This is a genomic window from Streptomyces sp. NPDC091272 (assembly GCF_044757485.1).
GTDB lineage: Bacteria > Actinomycetota > Actinomycetes > Streptomycetales > Streptomycetaceae > Streptomyces.
This window is the reverse complement of the sequence record NZ_JBIVVC010000003.1, coordinates 433701-448774: the sequence shown is the minus strand read 5'-3', so window position 1 is coordinate 448774 and position 15074 is coordinate 433701. Positions and strand designations below refer to the sequence as shown.

The 15074-nt window shown below is 67.2% G+C and carries 17 protein-coding genes; 8 read left to right on the top strand and 9 right to left on the bottom strand.

Going from position 1 to position 15074, the window contains the following annotated elements; all coding sequences use genetic code 11:
* Window positions 1-15: 15 nt before the first annotated feature.
* From ACIQM4_RS11290 to ACIQM4_RS11280, 3 genes are read right to left on the bottom strand one after another with little or no spacing between them, the layout of a single operon-like run.
* Window positions 16-597, bottom strand: coding sequence for a WhiB family transcriptional regulator (locus tag ACIQM4_RS11290; RefSeq protein ID WP_401520812.1), 582 nt, complete (start codon window positions 595-597; stop codon window positions 16-18).
* A 57-nt stretch (window positions 598-654) separates the two neighbouring features.
* Entirely contained in the window at window positions 655-1029 is a 375-nt protein-coding gene (locus ACIQM4_RS11285; RefSeq protein WP_401520815.1) for a hypothetical protein, read from the bottom strand.
* Window positions 1029-1343, bottom strand: a complete 315-nt coding sequence (locus ACIQM4_RS11280) for a transcriptional regulator (RefSeq protein WP_248585367.1) — start codon at window positions 1341-1343, stop codon at window positions 1029-1031. Before ACIQM4_RS11280 ends, ACIQM4_RS11285 begins: the two co-directional genes overlap by 1 nt.
* A gap of 375 nt (window positions 1344-1718) precedes the next feature.
* On the opposite strand from ACIQM4_RS11280, the gene ACIQM4_RS11275 reads away from it, so the two are divergent.
* On the top strand, window positions 1719-2555 hold the full coding sequence (locus ACIQM4_RS11275; protein ID WP_401520818.1) for a helix-turn-helix transcriptional regulator: 837 nt from the start codon (window positions 1719-1721) through the stop codon (window positions 2553-2555).
* A 55-nt stretch (window positions 2556-2610) separates the two neighbouring features.
* Here ACIQM4_RS11275 and ACIQM4_RS11270 read toward each other — a convergent pair whose 3' ends face one another.
* Genes ACIQM4_RS11270 through ACIQM4_RS11260 form a run of 3 tightly spaced genes read right to left on the bottom strand, consistent with a single transcriptional unit; the run spans window position 2611 to window position 5519 of the window.
* On the bottom strand, window positions 2611-3798 hold the full coding sequence (locus ACIQM4_RS11270) for an amidohydrolase family protein (RefSeq protein ID WP_401589261.1): 1188 nt from the start codon (window positions 3796-3798) through the stop codon (window positions 2611-2613).
* 23 nt (window positions 3799-3821) lie between these two features.
* Window positions 3822-4937 carry an MAB_1171c family putative transporter gene (locus ACIQM4_RS11265; protein WP_401589258.1) on the bottom strand — a complete coding sequence of 372 codons (1116 nt, stop codon included), beginning with the start codon at window positions 4935-4937 and terminating at the stop codon, window positions 3822-3824.
* A gap of 3 nt (window positions 4938-4940) precedes the next feature.
* Window positions 4941-5519, bottom strand: a complete 579-nt coding sequence (locus ACIQM4_RS11260; RefSeq protein ID WP_401589256.1) for a hypothetical protein — start codon at window positions 5517-5519, stop codon at window positions 4941-4943.
* Between the two features lie 677 nt (window positions 5520-6196).
* On the opposite strand from ACIQM4_RS11260, the gene ACIQM4_RS11255 reads away from it, so the two are divergent.
* Together ACIQM4_RS11255 and ACIQM4_RS11250 are read left to right on the top strand one after the other, a co-directional pair.
* Window positions 6197-6634, top strand: a complete 438-nt coding sequence (locus ACIQM4_RS11255) for a pyridoxamine 5'-phosphate oxidase family protein (protein ID WP_401589253.1) — start codon at window positions 6197-6199, stop codon at window positions 6632-6634.
* 103 nt (window positions 6635-6737) lie between these two features.
* Window positions 6738-8561, top strand: a complete 1824-nt coding sequence (locus ACIQM4_RS11250) for an SUMF1/EgtB/PvdO family nonheme iron enzyme (RefSeq protein ID WP_401589250.1) — start codon at window positions 6738-6740, stop codon at window positions 8559-8561.
* On the opposite strand, the gene ACIQM4_RS11245 is transcribed toward ACIQM4_RS11250, so the two are convergent.
* Window positions 8556-8984, bottom strand: a complete 429-nt coding sequence (locus ACIQM4_RS11245; RefSeq protein WP_401520834.1) for an NUDIX domain-containing protein — start codon at window positions 8982-8984, stop codon at window positions 8556-8558. The two genes, ACIQM4_RS11250 and ACIQM4_RS11245, sit on opposite strands and share 6 nt — an antisense overlap.
* Before the next feature lie 44 nt (window positions 8985-9028).
* Here ACIQM4_RS11245 and ACIQM4_RS11240 point away from each other — a divergent pair, with 44 nt between their 5' ends.
* Window positions 9029-9868, top strand: a complete 840-nt coding sequence (locus ACIQM4_RS11240) for a sugar phosphate nucleotidyltransferase (RefSeq protein WP_401589247.1) — start codon at window positions 9029-9031, stop codon at window positions 9866-9868.
* Between the two features lie 384 nt (window positions 9869-10252).
* Here ACIQM4_RS11240 and ACIQM4_RS11235 read toward each other — a convergent pair whose 3' ends face one another.
* Window positions 10253-10963, bottom strand: coding sequence for a DUF5324 family protein (locus ACIQM4_RS11235; protein WP_401589244.1), 711 nt, complete (start codon window positions 10961-10963; stop codon window positions 10253-10255).
* Window positions 10964-11271: 308 nt separating this feature from the next.
* Between ACIQM4_RS11235 and ACIQM4_RS11230 the strand changes: the two genes are divergently transcribed.
* Both ACIQM4_RS11230 and ACIQM4_RS11225 read left to right on the top strand, forming a co-directional pair.
* Window positions 11272-11799, top strand: a complete 528-nt coding sequence (locus tag ACIQM4_RS11230; protein ID WP_401589242.1) for a peptidylprolyl isomerase — start codon at window positions 11272-11274, stop codon at window positions 11797-11799.
* Between the two features lie 19 nt (window positions 11800-11818).
* Window positions 11819-12733 carry a rhomboid family intramembrane serine protease gene (locus tag ACIQM4_RS11225; RefSeq protein ID WP_401589239.1) on the top strand — a complete coding sequence of 305 codons (915 nt, stop codon included), beginning with the start codon at window positions 11819-11821 and terminating at the stop codon, window positions 12731-12733.
* A 287-nt stretch (window positions 12734-13020) separates the two neighbouring features.
* Here ACIQM4_RS11225 and crgA read toward each other — a convergent pair whose 3' ends face one another.
* Complete coding sequence (gene crgA, locus ACIQM4_RS11220) at window positions 13021-13278, bottom strand: cell division protein CrgA (protein ID WP_401589236.1); 258 nt, start codon at window positions 13276-13278, stop codon at window positions 13021-13023.
* Window positions 13279-13426: 148 nt separating this feature from the next.
* Here crgA and ACIQM4_RS11215 point away from each other — a divergent pair, with 148 nt between their 5' ends.
* Both ACIQM4_RS11215 and ACIQM4_RS11210 read left to right on the top strand, forming a co-directional pair.
* Window positions 13427-14281 (top strand): DUF881 domain-containing protein, encoded by an 855-nt coding sequence (locus tag ACIQM4_RS11215; protein ID WP_401589234.1) that lies wholly within the window; start codon window positions 13427-13429, stop codon window positions 14279-14281.
* A gap of 43 nt (window positions 14282-14324) precedes the next feature.
* Complete coding sequence (locus tag ACIQM4_RS11210) at window positions 14325-15023, top strand: class E sortase (RefSeq protein ID WP_401589231.1); 699 nt, start codon at window positions 14325-14327, stop codon at window positions 15021-15023.
* Window positions 15024-15074 lie beyond the last annotated feature (51 nt).

The following is a 15074-nucleotide window of genomic DNA, read 5'->3' as shown; positions in this document are numbered from 1 at the left end:
TCCTCGGGGGCGGCGTCAGGCGGCGACGACGTGCAGCGAGGGCGTGCCCTGCCCGGCCTGCGACTTTCGGTAGCGACGGGCGAGTTTCAGCAGATACTCGTGCGTCACGCCAAGCCCGCGGGCGACGGCAGCAGCGTCCAGTGATGGATCAGTGGCGAAGCGCGCAATCACGGCGTCCCGGGCGGGCTTGGTCAAGGCTGCGGTGCAACCTCGAAGCGCGCCTTCTACTGCTTTCTCGATGTCCCGGTCTTGCCATGCACGCCGCAGCTCTGCACGCTCGGAAGCCAGAAGGCCGCCCCGGATTCCGTACTCGTCGTCATCCTTCAGGGACTCCACCAGGCACCGGGCAGCGACGGCCAACGGGCATGACGCGCACAGATTGCGAGGACGGTTGAGGGAGACTCCCAGCTTGGCTTTCACGGTGTCGGGTTCTTCCCTGGGGCCGTCTGCGAGAGGGACGAAGATATTGATGTCCTGGTTAGCGCATCGGGCGTACTCGGCCCAGTGCTTACCCGGAGCCTTCTTCGACTCTTCTATGAGGGGCAGCCAATTTCCCCGGTGCGCAGCCTCGATGAGGCTGGATATGTCAATGCTCATTTGTTTCTCGCGATGTTCGCAGCGCCGCGAATTATTGCAATCGGGCGCGAGAGGAGATCAGGAACGCTTACGAGAGCGCTTGGAAGGCTGAAGCGCCATCAGTACCGACTCGTCATCCCTCTGGGTCTTTTCACCAGGGCTGACGAAGTGCATATCGGAAATCGCGTGGAGGTCATCCTCCGTGAACTGCACGAACTTGCCGAACTTCCGGTGAGGGAGCGTGGATATACGCTCGCGGAGCCACTTTTCCGGAATGTTCAGCCGTTCAGCGGCTTCGCTGTACCCGATGTGCAGACGCTTATCGCGAGAGTCAGTAGCCTGGCTGCCCAACAGGGCGTCCAGGCCGCCGGCCTGAGCCAGGAGGCCGACCACGGCCGCGAGTCCCTGCAAGTCCACGGCCGGGCCCGCGTTCGCCGGTGCCACGGTCGCCATCACGCTTCCAGCCCGCGCAGTTCAGCGGTCCGCAGGTCGAAGGCGTGCCCGCCGGAGGCCGCCCATCCGGCTTGGGGGAATGAGCGGATGATCCACCGGGCGATGGTGACCGCCTTCGCCCGAGGGACACGAAGGGTCCGTCCGCTGGCGTTCACGGCGGTCAGCCCGAGGTGGGGCCACAAGGTCCGAGGCCCCTGAAGGCGCACCTGTACGACGGCGACTTCCGGCAGCATGGACGACAGTTGCGCCGCCAGACGTTCGGCCGGGCCCGAAGGGATCTCCACCTTCGGGTTGCAGTCCGTAGTGGGGGACATGCGACACTCCTTTATGTGGTACGCCGCTCCGTCGTGCCGTGCGAAAGGACACGGAGTGGCCGTGCGAGTGATCAGCGCCCTTGTCGGGGGCCACGGATCACGAGCTGTCTGGCGTCCGAGAGGTGCGAACTCTCGGGCGCCGATGGCGTTTTGAGGGGAGGGACCGCGCCCGAGTGCTGCGCGGAATCCCCTCTTCACCGAGTCGGTTCACGATGGGAACCGCAGGTGGGCGAAGGCCGAGAGGGGTGCGAACCCCCTCGTTTTTCGCTAAGATGAAGCTATCTTGGTTCGCATCAAAAGTCAACAGTCCGAGGTTTCCTCGGTTCACCCAAAAAACGAGGTCCGATGCCAGCTCGCCGTTTCGACAGAGAACGTGTGCGCGCGGTACGTCGAGCCGCCGATGTCTCGCAGGCCGACGTCGCGTCCGCCCTCGGTGCTGCGGACTCGACCGTGGCGGGGTGGGAGTCGGGAGCGACGACGCCCGATCAAGAGAAGCTGCCTGCTCTGGCCAAAGTGCTGAACCGGGATCTGGACGACCTGTTCCCGCGCGACGGCTTGCCCGATCTGGTTGACCTGCGATGCGACGCCGGCCTCTACCGATACGAGACGCGGACGGTCATCGGTACCAAGAGCGACGGGCCAGTGGCTGGTGCCGAAGGGGGTGTCCGCCGCCTCAAGGACCGGTACGTCCCTCTTCTGGCGGCGGCATACGGGGTGACCGAGGACGAGCTGAAGCGCGCCCAGGACCGGTCTTTCGGAGAGGCTGACGAGGAGACCGCCGAGGCCGAGAAGGTGCCGGAGACGCTGGCTGAGAAGATCACTCTCTTGCTGGAGCGCTCCTACCCGGGCCGAACCGCTCCGGATGATCAGGAGATCGCGGACTCGGTGAACGCCTACGCGGGCTCCCAGGTCACCTCAGCCGAGGACATCGAGGCCCTGCGGACGGGCGGAGACGACGCACCGCTGCCCGTGGTCCTCGAAGGTCTGGCCAAGTTCTTCGACGTCTCGAAGCTGTACTTCGAGCCGAACGAGTCCGTCGCCCGGCAGGTCTACGAAGGGCTCCGCCTCATGTCGGCGGCCAAGCAGGGCAAGGTGGGCCGAGTCCGGGCCCGCGGAATGAGTACCGAAGGCCTGCCGGCCGATGTCCTCTCGATCCTGAACGACCTCGCCAGCGAGCTGGACAAGAAGGCCGGTCCAGGCACCAACAGCTAGCGCCCTGTCCCCCGGACCCGCGAGAGTCAGGAAACAGGGCACCAGTGTGAGGTTCCTACTGCCCCGTGCCGCTCGGCTCGTGGCGCAGACCGGAAGCGAACACGGCCTGGACGCCGCCCAGTGCGGAGAGATCCGCGAGTGGGTCACCGTCCACCAGGAGGAGATCCGCGCGGTAGCCGGGAGCGACCTTCCCCGTGATCTCGCCCAGGCCCAGTGCGGCGGCAGCCTGTGAGGTCGCCATGTCGATGATCGAGGCGTTCGACAAACCCAGGTGCGAGTAGAACGACAGGGCCTGAACAAGTCCGTCGAAGCCAGCGCGCTGCACGCCTGCGTCCGTCCCTGCGATCAGGCGGACTCCGGCGTCGGCCATCTGCCGCACCAGATCGAACATCGCACGGGCGCGTTCCTCGCCGAAGAACTTCGGGAGCATCTGCCAGTGCGGGCTTACCGCCGGGCAGACGGTGATGCCCTTCGTGATGATCTGCTGGACCACATCCGGCCGGAAGTCCAGGCCAGTGCTCGACATCCAGGTGCAGTGCTCGATGGTGTCGACGCCCGCGTCGACGGCTGCGGCGATACCGTCGGCACCGTGGGCATGGGCCGCCACGGGCACGCCCGCCTCGTGGGCTTCCTCCACCAGAGCGGCCAGCTCCTCCGCCGTGAACTGCGACTGGTGGCTCTTGGGACCGTCCTTCGTCAGACCGCCGCCGGTCACCATCGCCTTGATGACGCCGGCCCCGCACGCGAGGTTGCGCCGTACGAGCTCGCGGATCTCCGTCTCGCCGGAAACCTCGCCGCCCAGGAAGTGGCAGTGCCCGCCCACGGTGGTCGCCGGGGTGCCCGCGGAGACGATCCGCGGCCCCGGTGTACGCCGGTCCTTGATCTCGGCGTCCAGACGAAGGGCCAGTCCGCCCCGGTCACCGAGATCACGCACAGTGGTGACGCCGCTCCGCAGGAGCTGTTCGCCGCGACGTCGCATGTCCTCGAACAGGGCTTCATCCGTCGAGCCCTGGAGTGTGGCCACCGGGTCAGGGCCCCCGTCGAAGGCCAGGTGAACGTGAGCGTCGATGAGTCCCGGCAAGATGGTTCCGCCGAACTCGAACCGGGGCACATCGGCCCCGGCCCGCTCCTCGATCTCCGTGCGGGGCCCGACGGCCGCGATCGACGCGCCCTCGATGAGAACGGCGCCGTCTTCAAGGTAGGTCCCCGAGTCGACGAGCACTCGTCCACCGGTAATCAGCATCGTGACTCCTTGATCTTGCGAGGTCATGCGGCTGCGCGCAGTGCGTCGGATACCGCAATCAGTTGTTTCACATCCGACTCGCGGTCGCTGCCCAGCGCCATCGCGAGGGGGACCGCGCGGCGGGGCGCGGGGACCCCCGTCTCAACCCGGGCGGAGGCCCTGCGCAGCCGGGCAGCAAGCTCGGCGGAGTCGATGTTGAGGACCGTGCTGTCGTCACCCTCGTCCAGCAGGTAAGGGCTGATGTCCACCAAGCCGTCGCGGCATTCCACGATGCGGCGGTGATAACGCCGATGCACGCCGCGGGCCCGCCACCGGTCCAGGGCCGCTGCGGACGCCGGCCGCAACACGTTGTCCGGGTACGTCTCCGCCAGCAGCTCCCACAGCGGCGCGAGGCGGCGGTGATCACGTCGGTGCTGGAGCCAGAGGCGGAGGGACGAGATCCGGGCTCGGGCTCCGGAGTACGTGATGCCCGCCGCGAACGTGAGGATGGACGCCACCAGAAGGAAGGCGACGGCGGCCATCAGCGGTTTAGGGACCTCTACGTCGGCCGCGCGAACGGCGACGATGACGGCGCGGATCGCGCAGGCCACCGCCATCGCCCCCAGACCCGCGGCGGCCATCCAGAGCCCGGTGGAGTGCGGGCGTCGGGACATGCGGGCGTAGCGGCGAGTCCACCGGCACGCCATGCCGAGCGCGTACATCAGGTAGAGGCCGGCGCCGCCGTAGAAGAACGAGATCTGCGGAGTCGTCATGTCGGCCGTGCTGAAGGAGCCAGCGAAGACCTCGTGCGGCACAGACTCGGCAGCCACCGTGATCGCCACCGCTACGACCGCGACAACGACGGCTTCCTTCCGGGCCCTGCGTCGGCCCGCGTCCTCGTCAGCGGCGGAGTAGAGGTAGAAGCACATCAGGAAGTACACCGCGAGAAGCAGCAGTACGTTCTGGATCAGCTTCGCCGTCCCATGGCCGGCGACGGTGTCGACGCCGGACGCGCCGCCGGGCATCGCTACGGGGTACGAGAGCGCCGCGCAAAGCAGGCAGAGAGTGACTGAGCGAAGGGGTGCGTCATGCGGGCTTCGCTTCCACTGGTAGAGCTTCCAGACCAGTGCGGCCACGAGCCCCAGGAGCAGGAGTTCCACGTTCTACAGCCATCCTCGCCGGTCGCCGAGAGCTGCCTCGACCCGTCGCAGAGCGGGGTCATCGGCCGGAGGAGTGGAGGATGCGAGAAGGGCCGACCACTCCAGGATGATCGTGGCCACGAGTTCGACGGAGCACTCCTCGCCGTCGTCATACGAGCAACGCTGGGCAACGCGCTTGACCGCCTCGGTCCCGAAGACCGGCAGCAGGGCGGCCCACCCCTCCACATCGACGGCCGCCGCGTCCTCATCAGGAGCTGCATCGGGCGTGTCTGTCTCCACCCTGCGGGCGGAGTCCTCGGCTGCCTTCTCGTTCTCCGCCACGAGGATGTGTCCGACCTCGTGCAGGATGATCCCGTCTTGGTGCAGGTCGGTCGTCTCCTGCTGGTACAGGATCACGTCGTAGGTGTCGTACTCCGCCCACATGCCCGAGGGGCCGGGCTTGGGCAGCGGAGCTGCACGCAGAAACAGAGGGCGTCCGCGCCGTCGGCTCAGCTTCTCGCAGAGGTCGTGAACGTCGAGCGGGGGAGTGACCCCGAGATCTTGCAGCTCACGCCGAATCAGCCGGTGCAGATCCTTCTCCACCGTTCGGGCCGTGGCTGTACGCCAGCGTCCAAGGCGTCGGCGGTTGGCTCGGTCTTGAGCGGGAACCTTGGGCTCCGCCGCGTCTCGGCCACTTCTATCCGACCACACTGAGTAATCCCTCCAACCGGCTGTGATGGCTCCCCGAGCCGGGCGACACCGCGCCCATGTCGATGACGTCCGGTTCCCGGCGCCGGAAACGACCGCGGTCGGCTGCACCTGCGCCCCCACTGACCCCCCTCGCAGGGGGAGGGATGTTAGACATCCAGGGCTCACCGTCTACTCGGATGTCACGTACGCGAACGCGCCCTGACACCCCGGGCGAGGCTGCCCCGCGGAGCTCTCGGGAACCTCGTTGGACAGTACGTGAAGCAACCGACAAGACATGGCCTAAAAGTCATGATCGATTCGTGTAGGCGGCAGGTAACTTCAACCAGTCAAAGCGACCTAAAGCAACCTTGTTGAATCCCGTACGGGGCTTTGAGCTGCTGTTTTACTGTCTGGCGTGAACGGATCAACTTTCGCGAGTCGATAGATGACTCCGTTATCAACCTGAGACTTTCGATGAGCCTGACGCTCTCGCAAACACCCGCGAAGTGGACAAAATGGCAGATCGGAAGGGGTGTGGTGCCGGTCACTATGGGGCAGTTCGGGCAACTGTGGCGTTTACGCTTTCAGCCATGTCGAACGCGATATCCGCCCAGTCGGACAACTACCTAGAGTTCTGGAACGAGTACCACCTGTGCACGCTGACCACGCTGCGGCCCAACGGGCGACCGCATGTTGTGCCGGTCGGTGTGACGGTGGACGCCGCCGCTGGCGTGGCCAGAGTTATCACCCGCAAATCCAGTCGTAAAGTGGCCAACATTGTCGCGAGTGGGGGCGAAGCCAACGTAGCCGTGTGCCAGGTCGACGGCGGCCGGTGGGCCACGCTCGAAGGGGCCGCGGAGGTGTGCACCGACGAGGCTGTGGTCGAAGACGCGGTGGCCCGTTACGGAAAGCGATACGGTCGCACGCCGGCCCCAGACCCCGAGCGGGTGGTCATCCTGATTTCGGTCGAACGGGCACTGGGTCAGACCTTGGGCGCCCGCCCCCAGACGGGCCAGGCCGCTGCGTAGCGTCGAGTGACCCGAGACATAGGCATATGCAGACCCTGAGCGTTACTCAGCCCTGAGTTTTCCTCAGGGGTGGGCGCTCGAAGTGGCTCTACGTTTGCGGGTCATGACAACAAGTCACGAACAGACGGAGCCCGGCGCGGCACCCTTACCGCCCGCGAAGCCGCACCCCGCGTTGAGCGCGGCTCTGCCCGACGGCACTATCCATAGCATCGTCGCGCGCCTGGCCGCCCACCTGAAGCAGCAGGGCGGAGGGCCAGTTTCGCCGCCCGCGCTGGCCCTCGGCATCTTCGAGAGGGTCGGATCGAACTGGCTGTCCGACTCGTTGCGCGGGACGATGCCGCAGCACAACGAGCCTTTCCGCCAGCAGCTCGGCCGCGAACACCCGCTGTCGCCTGGTAACCGAGTACCGCCAAGCCTCCAGGGAACCGGACTCACTGGCTTGGGCTGGCACCATCTCCTCGGCGCGCTCAGCGACCTGCACGGGGAACCAAGGCACTTGGTGAAGGAGACGAACCTCTTCTTCGCCACGGACACCGTCTTGGGGATGCTGCCTGATTCGCCTGCCGTCATCCTCACCCGGGCACCCATCGGAATCGCTTCCTCATTCGCCCGAGGCCGGCTCTGGGACCGATGGCGCTACAGCGACCGCTACGCCCAGGTCGCAGCGACGGCCCGCGCCCCGAGGTGGCGAACGGTCTTCGCGCCGCTCCTCCCGCAGGACGACCCCGATCCGGCCACCGCTTTGGGGCGGCTGATCGTCGTGAACTCCCTGCTGCTCGCCCGCGGCCTCTTCGACGGAGACGAGCCGTCCCGCCGCCCCCGCCTGGTCATCCCGTACGAACAGCACGTCAGCGATCCCGGACGTACAGAAGCGGGTCTCACCCAGTTCCTCGGTGTCGAAATGCCGGAACCGGCCGGTGCGTCGCCTAACGCTGCTGGCGCCACAGCTGCGACGGACACCACCTTCGCCACCATCGGACGCAAGGAGACCTTGGTCGCCGAGTTGGCCCCCGGTGTGGTGGACCTTGTCAAAGCGGCGGTAGAGGAGACCGTTGCCCAGGCCCGCCACCAGCTCGACCCTGAAGTGACCGAGACCGTCACCCAGTGGCTAGCTGGTGACGATCAGTACGAGCTGCATGAACCCGTGCTCCGGCCCAGCCACCACGTCCGCGCCCAACCTGCTCCCCAGCGGACGGCCAAACCGGCTTACAGGCCGGTAGGGCGATCCCAGTGGCGCAATCTGCTGGTCACCAACACGGAAATGGCCGAGCTGCTGACCATGCTGCACGCGGGCGGTGCGGTGAACTCCCGGCTCGGCACCAATATCCTGGTCTGCCCGATGCCCCACGAACGTGGTGGACGACTCCACTACGACCCGGCCGATCGACGCTGGCGGGTTAGCCGCGGATACGAGTCCCATCCCGCGTACTGGGTCACCTGGATCGGGGCGGCCGTCGCGGCAGCATGGTTCGGAGCGCGGTTGCCGAGCCGGGCCGAAGCCTTGGATGCCACGAGGGGCGCGCGGGCGTACAACAGCGGCTATGCCGTGGGGGACAGCTGTCCTGTGATGGAACCCGGCCTTGGCGATCGGGAGATTCACCATCTGATCGGCAACGTCCAGTTCTGGTGTGGCGATGGCCCTGCGCTGCCTGAAGCCCAGCCCTTGCAGCGGTATTTGTTCGGCGCGGCCTGGAACACTCCGAGCACCGAAGGTGCGGTGTCAGCCGTCCGTTCGCGCTACCTGCTGGGCTCCTCACGAGGCGTTGGGGTCCGCTTGGTGCGCGACCCCCAAACCACCGATGCCGCCCGGCTCGGAGCTTGGGAGCTCGCGCACCTGCTCAATCAGTGGGTCGACGCCGTCAACGAGTCCGCCCGGACCACGCCAGGCGAACTCGACCGGCTGCTGATCAGTTCGATCGGCCTATAGGCCGATCGCGGACTTCGGCCCCATGTACGAACCCGCGCCCGGGAACCCGTCCCGGCAGAGCTTCACGAACACGTCACTGAAGCCTCGGTCGGACAGGTCGTCCAGCGCCACGAACTCGACGCCTCGGATCGGCCGCGTGTCCGCACCCTCCTTGACCGCTCCGATCTCCCCGCCCACGATGCGGGCCTCGAAGGTGATGTGAACGACGTGAGCACTCGTGTTGTCGCACAGATACAGCAACCGGCCCACTTCAACCTCGGCGCCGGTTTCCTCCCGCATCTCTCTGACCAGCGCCTCTTCCAGAGCCTCGCCGTCCTCGACCTTGCCGCCAGGCAGGGACCAGGTCCTGGGGCCGTCGGTGTCCTGGTTGAGCACCAGGATCTTGTCGTCCTCGATGACGATGCCCGTCACACGTGTATGCATCCGCTGACGCTATCGCTCGGGGGACCGGCCCGAAGGGGACACCGATGAAACGGCCGTCAACCTCTGCCGCGCCACCGGTGGTGATCGCCGCCGGTGGATTGGGCACCCGCGTAGGCAGTTGGTCACCGTACCTGCCCAAGGAGCTGCGGCCTGTCTGGGGCCGGCCGGGCCTCGCGCACATCGTGGATGAGGTCGCTGCCATCGGGAGTGATCGCGCCGTGGTAGTCCACCACCCGTACTACACGCCGCTGATCGACTGGACCCGCCAGGTCCTCGCTCCAGGGGCTTTGGCCCGCTACCGGAGCCTCACGAACCAGCTTCCTGCTCAGCCCCGAGCCGCCGACCACCTGCAAGTCGACTTCATCGCCCAACGCGGCCGATACGCCGATGTCACGTCCGTGTTGAACGGTTCCGAACACTTGCGCACCGGGGAGTTCTACGTGGTCTTTGCTGACAACGTGGACCCCACCCATACAGCGCTGTCCGCGCTCGTCACAGCGACCCCGTCAGCGGTCCCGGCGGTTCTGGCCGCACCCTTTGACGCCAGCGCGGCAAGCAGCCACGGAGTGATCCTCTGCACCGGCGAGGGCCCCGTGCAGAGGATGGTAGGGCTGGTCGAGAAGCCTGACCGAGAGGAGACGATCCGGCTGGAGGCGGAGTGCGGCATCGCCAATCTCCGGCTGCTTCAAGGGAGGATGAGAGTCACGCCGAGGCTGCTGCGCTACCTTGCGGCAGTGGCTCAGAGCACGATCAGCGAGCCGAAGTTCTCTTTGGCCTTGGCCTCATACGCGAGATCGCATCGCGTTGACGTGGCAACGAGTACGCAGCCCTTGACGGATCTCGGCGTCCCGAGTCCGACGAGGGAACTGGTGCCGGGCCACTGACCACAGGGCGGCCAAGGGCCCGTGCTGACGCCAACGGACCGCTTGCGGGCGTTCGGCAGCACTTTGCTGGCGCAAGTTACGCCGGTCGGCACGCCTATCTCCTGTATGGCAAGGTGTCTAAGGGCTTGATCGGAGCTGGAGATTTCCTTCAGCAACGTGTGCCGGACCCGTGCTGACGTGTCAGCACGGGAGCCTGATCGAGGCGGATAGAGCAGGACGCAGGAGGATGGAAACAGGGCCTAATGTCCGATTCTCCGGCGTTTCCGCAGGTCAGAGAGGTAACAATTTCGGGTTCGACTCTCCTAGGCTCCACAGCAAAAGACCCCCTGACCTGCTGCTTAGCAGGTCAGGGGGTCTTTTTCGTACCGGTACGCAGGCTGCCGGTCAGTGGTCCTTCGGGTCCGCTGCCTCGGCCTCGGCCTGCTTGGCCTGGACCTCGGGGTCGAGGACGTCCTGGCCGCTGCCGTCGACCGAGGTCAGCGGCGTGCGGTCGTGGACCTCGGTGGCGGGCGGGGGCTCCACCAGCCAGTCCGGGTTGGCCTGCTTGTCCCACCACTTCCAGGCGGCGAAAGCGCCGCCCGCCAGCACACCCAGTACTGCGAGACGCTTGGCGAGCCGCCCGGAACGCGCCCGGCGCTCGTGTTTGCGCACCAGCTTCTGGACCTCCTTGGGGGAGACCTGTCCGCGCAGTGCGGCGAGCGCGGCCGTGCTGCGGGCCGCCGCCTCGTCCCGTACCGGCTGTGCTGCCGCCACCGCGTGCTCGACCCGCGGCACGGTGTAGTCCGCCGCCTGCTTGGCGGCCTTCCTGGTCATGACAGCCGCCCTGTGCGCCGCCTCGTCCACCCGGGCCGGAACATGGGTGCGCGCCTGCTCGATGGCGGGCGCGAGATGCGCCCCGTACTGGGCGCGAGCCTGTTCGGCCGCCTGCTGGGTGGCGTGCGAAACCCGCGGCGCGAGCCGTGTCCGGGCTTCGTGCGCGTAGTGCACGGCCGTGTCCTTGGCCGTGCCCGCGTAGGGCGCCACCACTTCGGCGGCGTGTCGCACGCTGTCCTTCGCCGTACCGGTCGCGCTGCGCACGCTGTCCTTACGGGTCACGGAAATCCTCCTCCTCGGTGGCGCTTCTTTGATGCGCCTTTCCACCCGAACCAAAATCATGCCCGTCACAGGCACTTGTGGCATGCGCGGACGGGCATCCGGGTCATGAATGAAGATCATGGGGCAAATATGGTGCAACGGGAACTGTGCACGACAATGCCACGCTTCCCGCCCGGTCGCCCCGGTTCTGGGCGGACTCGTCCGAAGAAGGCCGGTCGCCGGGCCGGTCACAGCGGGGCTCGTGCGAGGATCGGCGCACGCCCGCCCCACCACTCGGCGGGCCTCAGGACCCAGCGGAAGGCAGATTCGTGGCCGAGCAGCTTTACGCCACCCTCAGGACCAGCCGGGGCGACATCGAGATCCGGCTGCTGCCGAACCACGCCCCCAGGACGGTCCGCAACTTCGTCGAGCTCGCCCGGGGTGAGCGTGAGTGGACGAACCCGGAAACCGGCGAGAAGACCACGGACAAGCTGTACGACGGCACGGTCTTCCACCGGGTGATCAGCGGGTTCATGATCCAGGGCGGCGATCCCCTCGGGAACGGCATGGGCGGCCCCGGCTACGAGTTCGCCGACGAGTTCCACCCCGAGCTGAGTTTCGACAAGCCGTACCTGCTGGCGATGGCCAACGCCGGCCCCGCAACCAACGGTTCACAGTTCTTCATCACCGTCGAGCCGACCGTCATGCTCAACCGCAAGCACACCATTTTCGGCGAGGTCGTCGACGCGGACAGCAAGAAGGTCGTCGATTCCATCGCCCGCGCGGAGCGCCACCCGCGCACCGAGCGCCCGGTGGAAGACATCGTTCTGGAGACAGTCGTCGTCCGCACGCGCTGACATCGTGACAATGGACGGCATGGACCAGCCGCCGAAAAGCCCGGACCCGCAGCCCGCCGACGCGGGCGGCTCGATTCCGCACTGCTACAGGCACCCCGACCGGGAGACCGGAATCCGGTGCACCCGTTGCGAGAAGCCGATCTGCACCGACTGCATGGTCGATGCCTCCGTCGGCTTCCAGTGCCCCGACTGTGTACGGAGCGGGTCGGGGACGGGACACGCGCCCACCGCGAACCAGCCGCGGAACATCGCCGGCACCGCCGTCCGCGGCGGCGACCCCCGGCTGGTCACCAAGATCCTCGTCGGGCTGAACCTGGCGGTATTCGCCCTGGTGCTCGTCCCCGGCACCGGCGACCGGATCGTCACCGACTTCTTCCTGCTCGGCGCCTGGCCGGCCCCACCGGACTTCGTCTTCCAGGGCGTCGCGGCGGGCGAGTGGTACCGGCTGGTCACCTCGATGTTCCTGCACAAGGAGATCTGGCACATCGCCTTCAACATGCTGGGTCTGTGGTGGCTCGGCGGCCCGCTGGAGGCGGCGCTGGGGCGGGCCAGGTTCATCGCCCTCTATCTGCTCTCCGGACTCGCGGGCAGCGCCCTCACCTATGCAGTCGCCGCACCCGACCAGCCCTCGCTCGGCGCCTCCGGGGCGATCTTCGGACTGCTCGGTGCCACCGCGGTCCTGATGAAGCGCATGAACTACGACATGCGTCCCGTCATCGCCCTGCTCGTGATCAACCTGATCTTCACCTTCGGCGGCAGCAACATCGCCTGGCAGGCTCACATCGGCGGTCTCGTCGCGGGTGTGCTGCTGGCGCTCGGTCTGGTCGCAGCGCCGCCGCAGAGGCGCAGCCTCGTGCAGTATGGGGCCTTCGGCCTGGTCTTCGTCCTGGTCCTGGTGACGGTGCTGGTCAGAACGGCCACGCTCACGGTCTGAGGTGGCCCGGGACGGGACTTTCGACCCGGTCTTCGTACGTTGTCCACAGCGCGTGGCCAGAGCTGTGCATTCTGTGGGCAGCCGTGGGAACAACTGAGCCCCTTGTAGCTGAGCCGGGTTTTCCCAGCCAGGACAAGGGGCAGCAGCGTGGTGCGGGGTGTGGACGCGATCACACCGGCGTCAACGGCGTGAGAGTTATCCACAGATCGTCGTAACTTTTCCTCAGGTGTGGATAACGCTGTGGACAGTTCTGGGCAGTGCTTGCGGAACAGGCCCGCGAGGTGCCTCTACTTCCACTGCGTGGAGACACCGAAGCCGGCGGCGATGAAGCCGAAGCCGACCACGATGTTCCAGTTCGCCAGGCTCTCGATCGGCAGATCGCCCTCGGTCACGTAGAACAGCACGATCCAGGCGAGACCGATGAGGAACAGCGCCAGCATCACCGGCGCCACCCAGCTGCGGCTCGTCAGCTTGATCGCGGTCGCCTGCTTCGCAGCGGGCGGAGGCGTGAAATCGGCCTTCTTGCGGATACGTGACTTCGGCACGAGGGACTCTCCTGTCGATGCGCTGCGTTACCGCGCAGAGAACTGTGGCATGACGCCAAGGGGGCAGGCGGGAGCCATCAGGGGAAACACTGCCTCCCCCGGGCGTCCGTTAGCGTAGTGCTTCCGCGGCGTCGAAGGAGATAAGGGTATGAGCAATTCTGCCGACTCCCCGGACGAGTCCACGGTACGGCCCACCGAGAAGCCCACGGTCCGCCCCTCGGAGGGACCCACGGATCCGCCCGCCGACCGTCCCACGAACGGGTCCTCGCCGCGGCGCCCCGCGCTGCGCCCCGTACGTCTGCTCACCGCCGCGGTCTTCGCCCTCGCCGGTCTCATCTTCGTCACGAGCTTCAACACCGCCAAGGGCACCAACATCCGCACCGACGACTCGCTGCTGAAGCTCTCCGACCTCACCCGCCAGCGCAGCGAGAAGAACAAGGAGCTGGAGAAGTCCACCGGCGCCGTCCGCAACGACGTCGACGCGCTCGCCCAGCGGGACGACGGCAGCACCCGTGCCGAGGACGCCAAGCTCGGCGCCCTGGAACAGGCCGCCGGTTCCAGGAAACTCAACGGCCAGGCCCTCACCGTCACCCTCAACGACGCGCCGCCGGGAGCCACCGCCAGCCCCGGCTACCCCAAGCCGCACCCCAACGACCTGGTCATCCACCAGCAGGACCTCCAGGCCGTCGTCAACGCGCTGTGGCAGGGCGGCGCCCAGGGCATCCAGATCATGGACCAGCGCCTCATCTCCACCAGCGCCGTCCGCTGCGTCGGCAACACCCTGATCCTCCAGGGCCGTGTCTACTCGCCGCCGTACACCGTCACCGCTGTGGGCGACCGCGGCAGCCTCAAGAAGGCGCTCACCGCCTCCCCCGCGCTGCAGAACTACCAGCTGTACGTCAAGGCTTACGGGCTCGGGTGGAAAGTTGACGAGCACGAGGCGATGACTCTGCCCGGCTACTCGGGCACAGTGGATCTCCACTACGCGAAGCCCGTGCAATAGCGGCGACAGCGGCGCGGGCACGGGGCTCGGGAGGGGCGTCCTTGTGTCGGTGCGACTGGTCGTCAGGACCTTCAGCGAACTGTGCATCACCGTCGGCGCCCTGATCGTCCTGTTCGTCGTCTACGTGCTCCTGTGGACCGGGGTGCAGGCCTCCGGGGCCTCCGACGGGCAGATCGACGCCCTGCGGGACGAATGGGCACACCGGCCGCCCGCCGCCGCCCCGGCCGCCCCCGCGCCCACCGGATCTCCCGAGGCCGCCGCACCCCCGTACCGCGAAGGAAAACCCTTCGCCGTCATGTACGTGCCCCGGTTCGGCAAGAAGTGGGACTGGCCCGTGCTGGAGGGCACCGCCACCGGGACGCTGAAAAAGGGCCTCGGCCACTACGCGGGCACCGCGCGCCTCGGCGAGAGCGGCAACTTCTCCGTCGCGGGACACCGCAGGACCTACGGCGACCCCTTCAAGGACTTTCCCAGGCTGCGCCCCGGGGACGCGGTGGTGCTCAACGACGGCACGACCTGGTTCACGTACCGCATCCACCGGAAGCCGTACCTGACGGTGCCCAGCGACATCGGGGTGGTGGACCCGGTGCCGCGCAAGGCGGGCTTCGACGGGCCCGGACGCTACCTCACGCTCACCACCTGCGACCCCGAGTGGGGCAGCAGCCACCGGCTGGTCGCCTGGGCACATCTCGACGCGACACGGCCCGTGGGCGAGGGCGCGCCCCCGGCTTTGACCGGCTGACCCCACCTGGTTGCCGCCGCCCTTTAGTCTGGGTCACGACCGAATGGGAAG

What these genes read in the sequence shown, in the direction of transcription:
- ACIQM4_RS11240 (WP_401589247.1), top strand. Translation starts at nt 9,029, where the DNA reads ATGAAACGGCCGTCAACCTCTGCCGCGCCACCGGTGGTGATCGCCGCC.
- ACIQM4_RS11225 (WP_401589239.1), top strand. Translation starts at nt 11,819, where the DNA reads ATGGACCAGCCGCCGAAAAGCCCGGACCCGCAGCCCGCCGACGCGGGC.
- ACIQM4_RS11285 (WP_401520815.1), bottom strand. Translation starts at nt 1,029, where the DNA reads ATGGCGACCGTGGCACCGGCGAACGCGGGCCCGGCCGTGGACTTGCAG.
- ACIQM4_RS11250 (WP_401589250.1), top strand. Translation starts at nt 6,738, where the DNA reads ATGACAACAAGTCACGAACAGACGGAGCCCGGCGCGGCACCCTTACCG.
- ACIQM4_RS11215 (WP_401589234.1), top strand. Translation starts at nt 13,427, where the DNA reads ATGAGCAATTCTGCCGACTCCCCGGACGAGTCCACGGTACGGCCCACC.
- ACIQM4_RS11290 (WP_401520812.1), bottom strand. Translation starts at nt 597, where the DNA reads ATGAGCATTGACATATCCAGCCTCATCGAGGCTGCGCACCGGGGAAAT.
- ACIQM4_RS11270 (WP_401589261.1), bottom strand. Translation starts at nt 3,798, where the DNA reads ATGCTGATTACCGGTGGACGAGTGCTCGTCGACTCGGGGACCTACCTT.
- ACIQM4_RS11255 (WP_401589253.1), top strand. Translation starts at nt 6,197, where the DNA reads ATGTCGAACGCGATATCCGCCCAGTCGGACAACTACCTAGAGTTCTGG.
- ACIQM4_RS11280 (WP_248585367.1), bottom strand. Translation starts at nt 1,343, where the DNA reads ATGTCCCCCACTACGGACTGCAACCCGAAGGTGGAGATCCCTTCGGGC.
- ACIQM4_RS11245 (WP_401520834.1), bottom strand. Translation starts at nt 8,984, where the DNA reads ATGCATACACGTGTGACGGGCATCGTCATCGAGGACGACAAGATCCTG.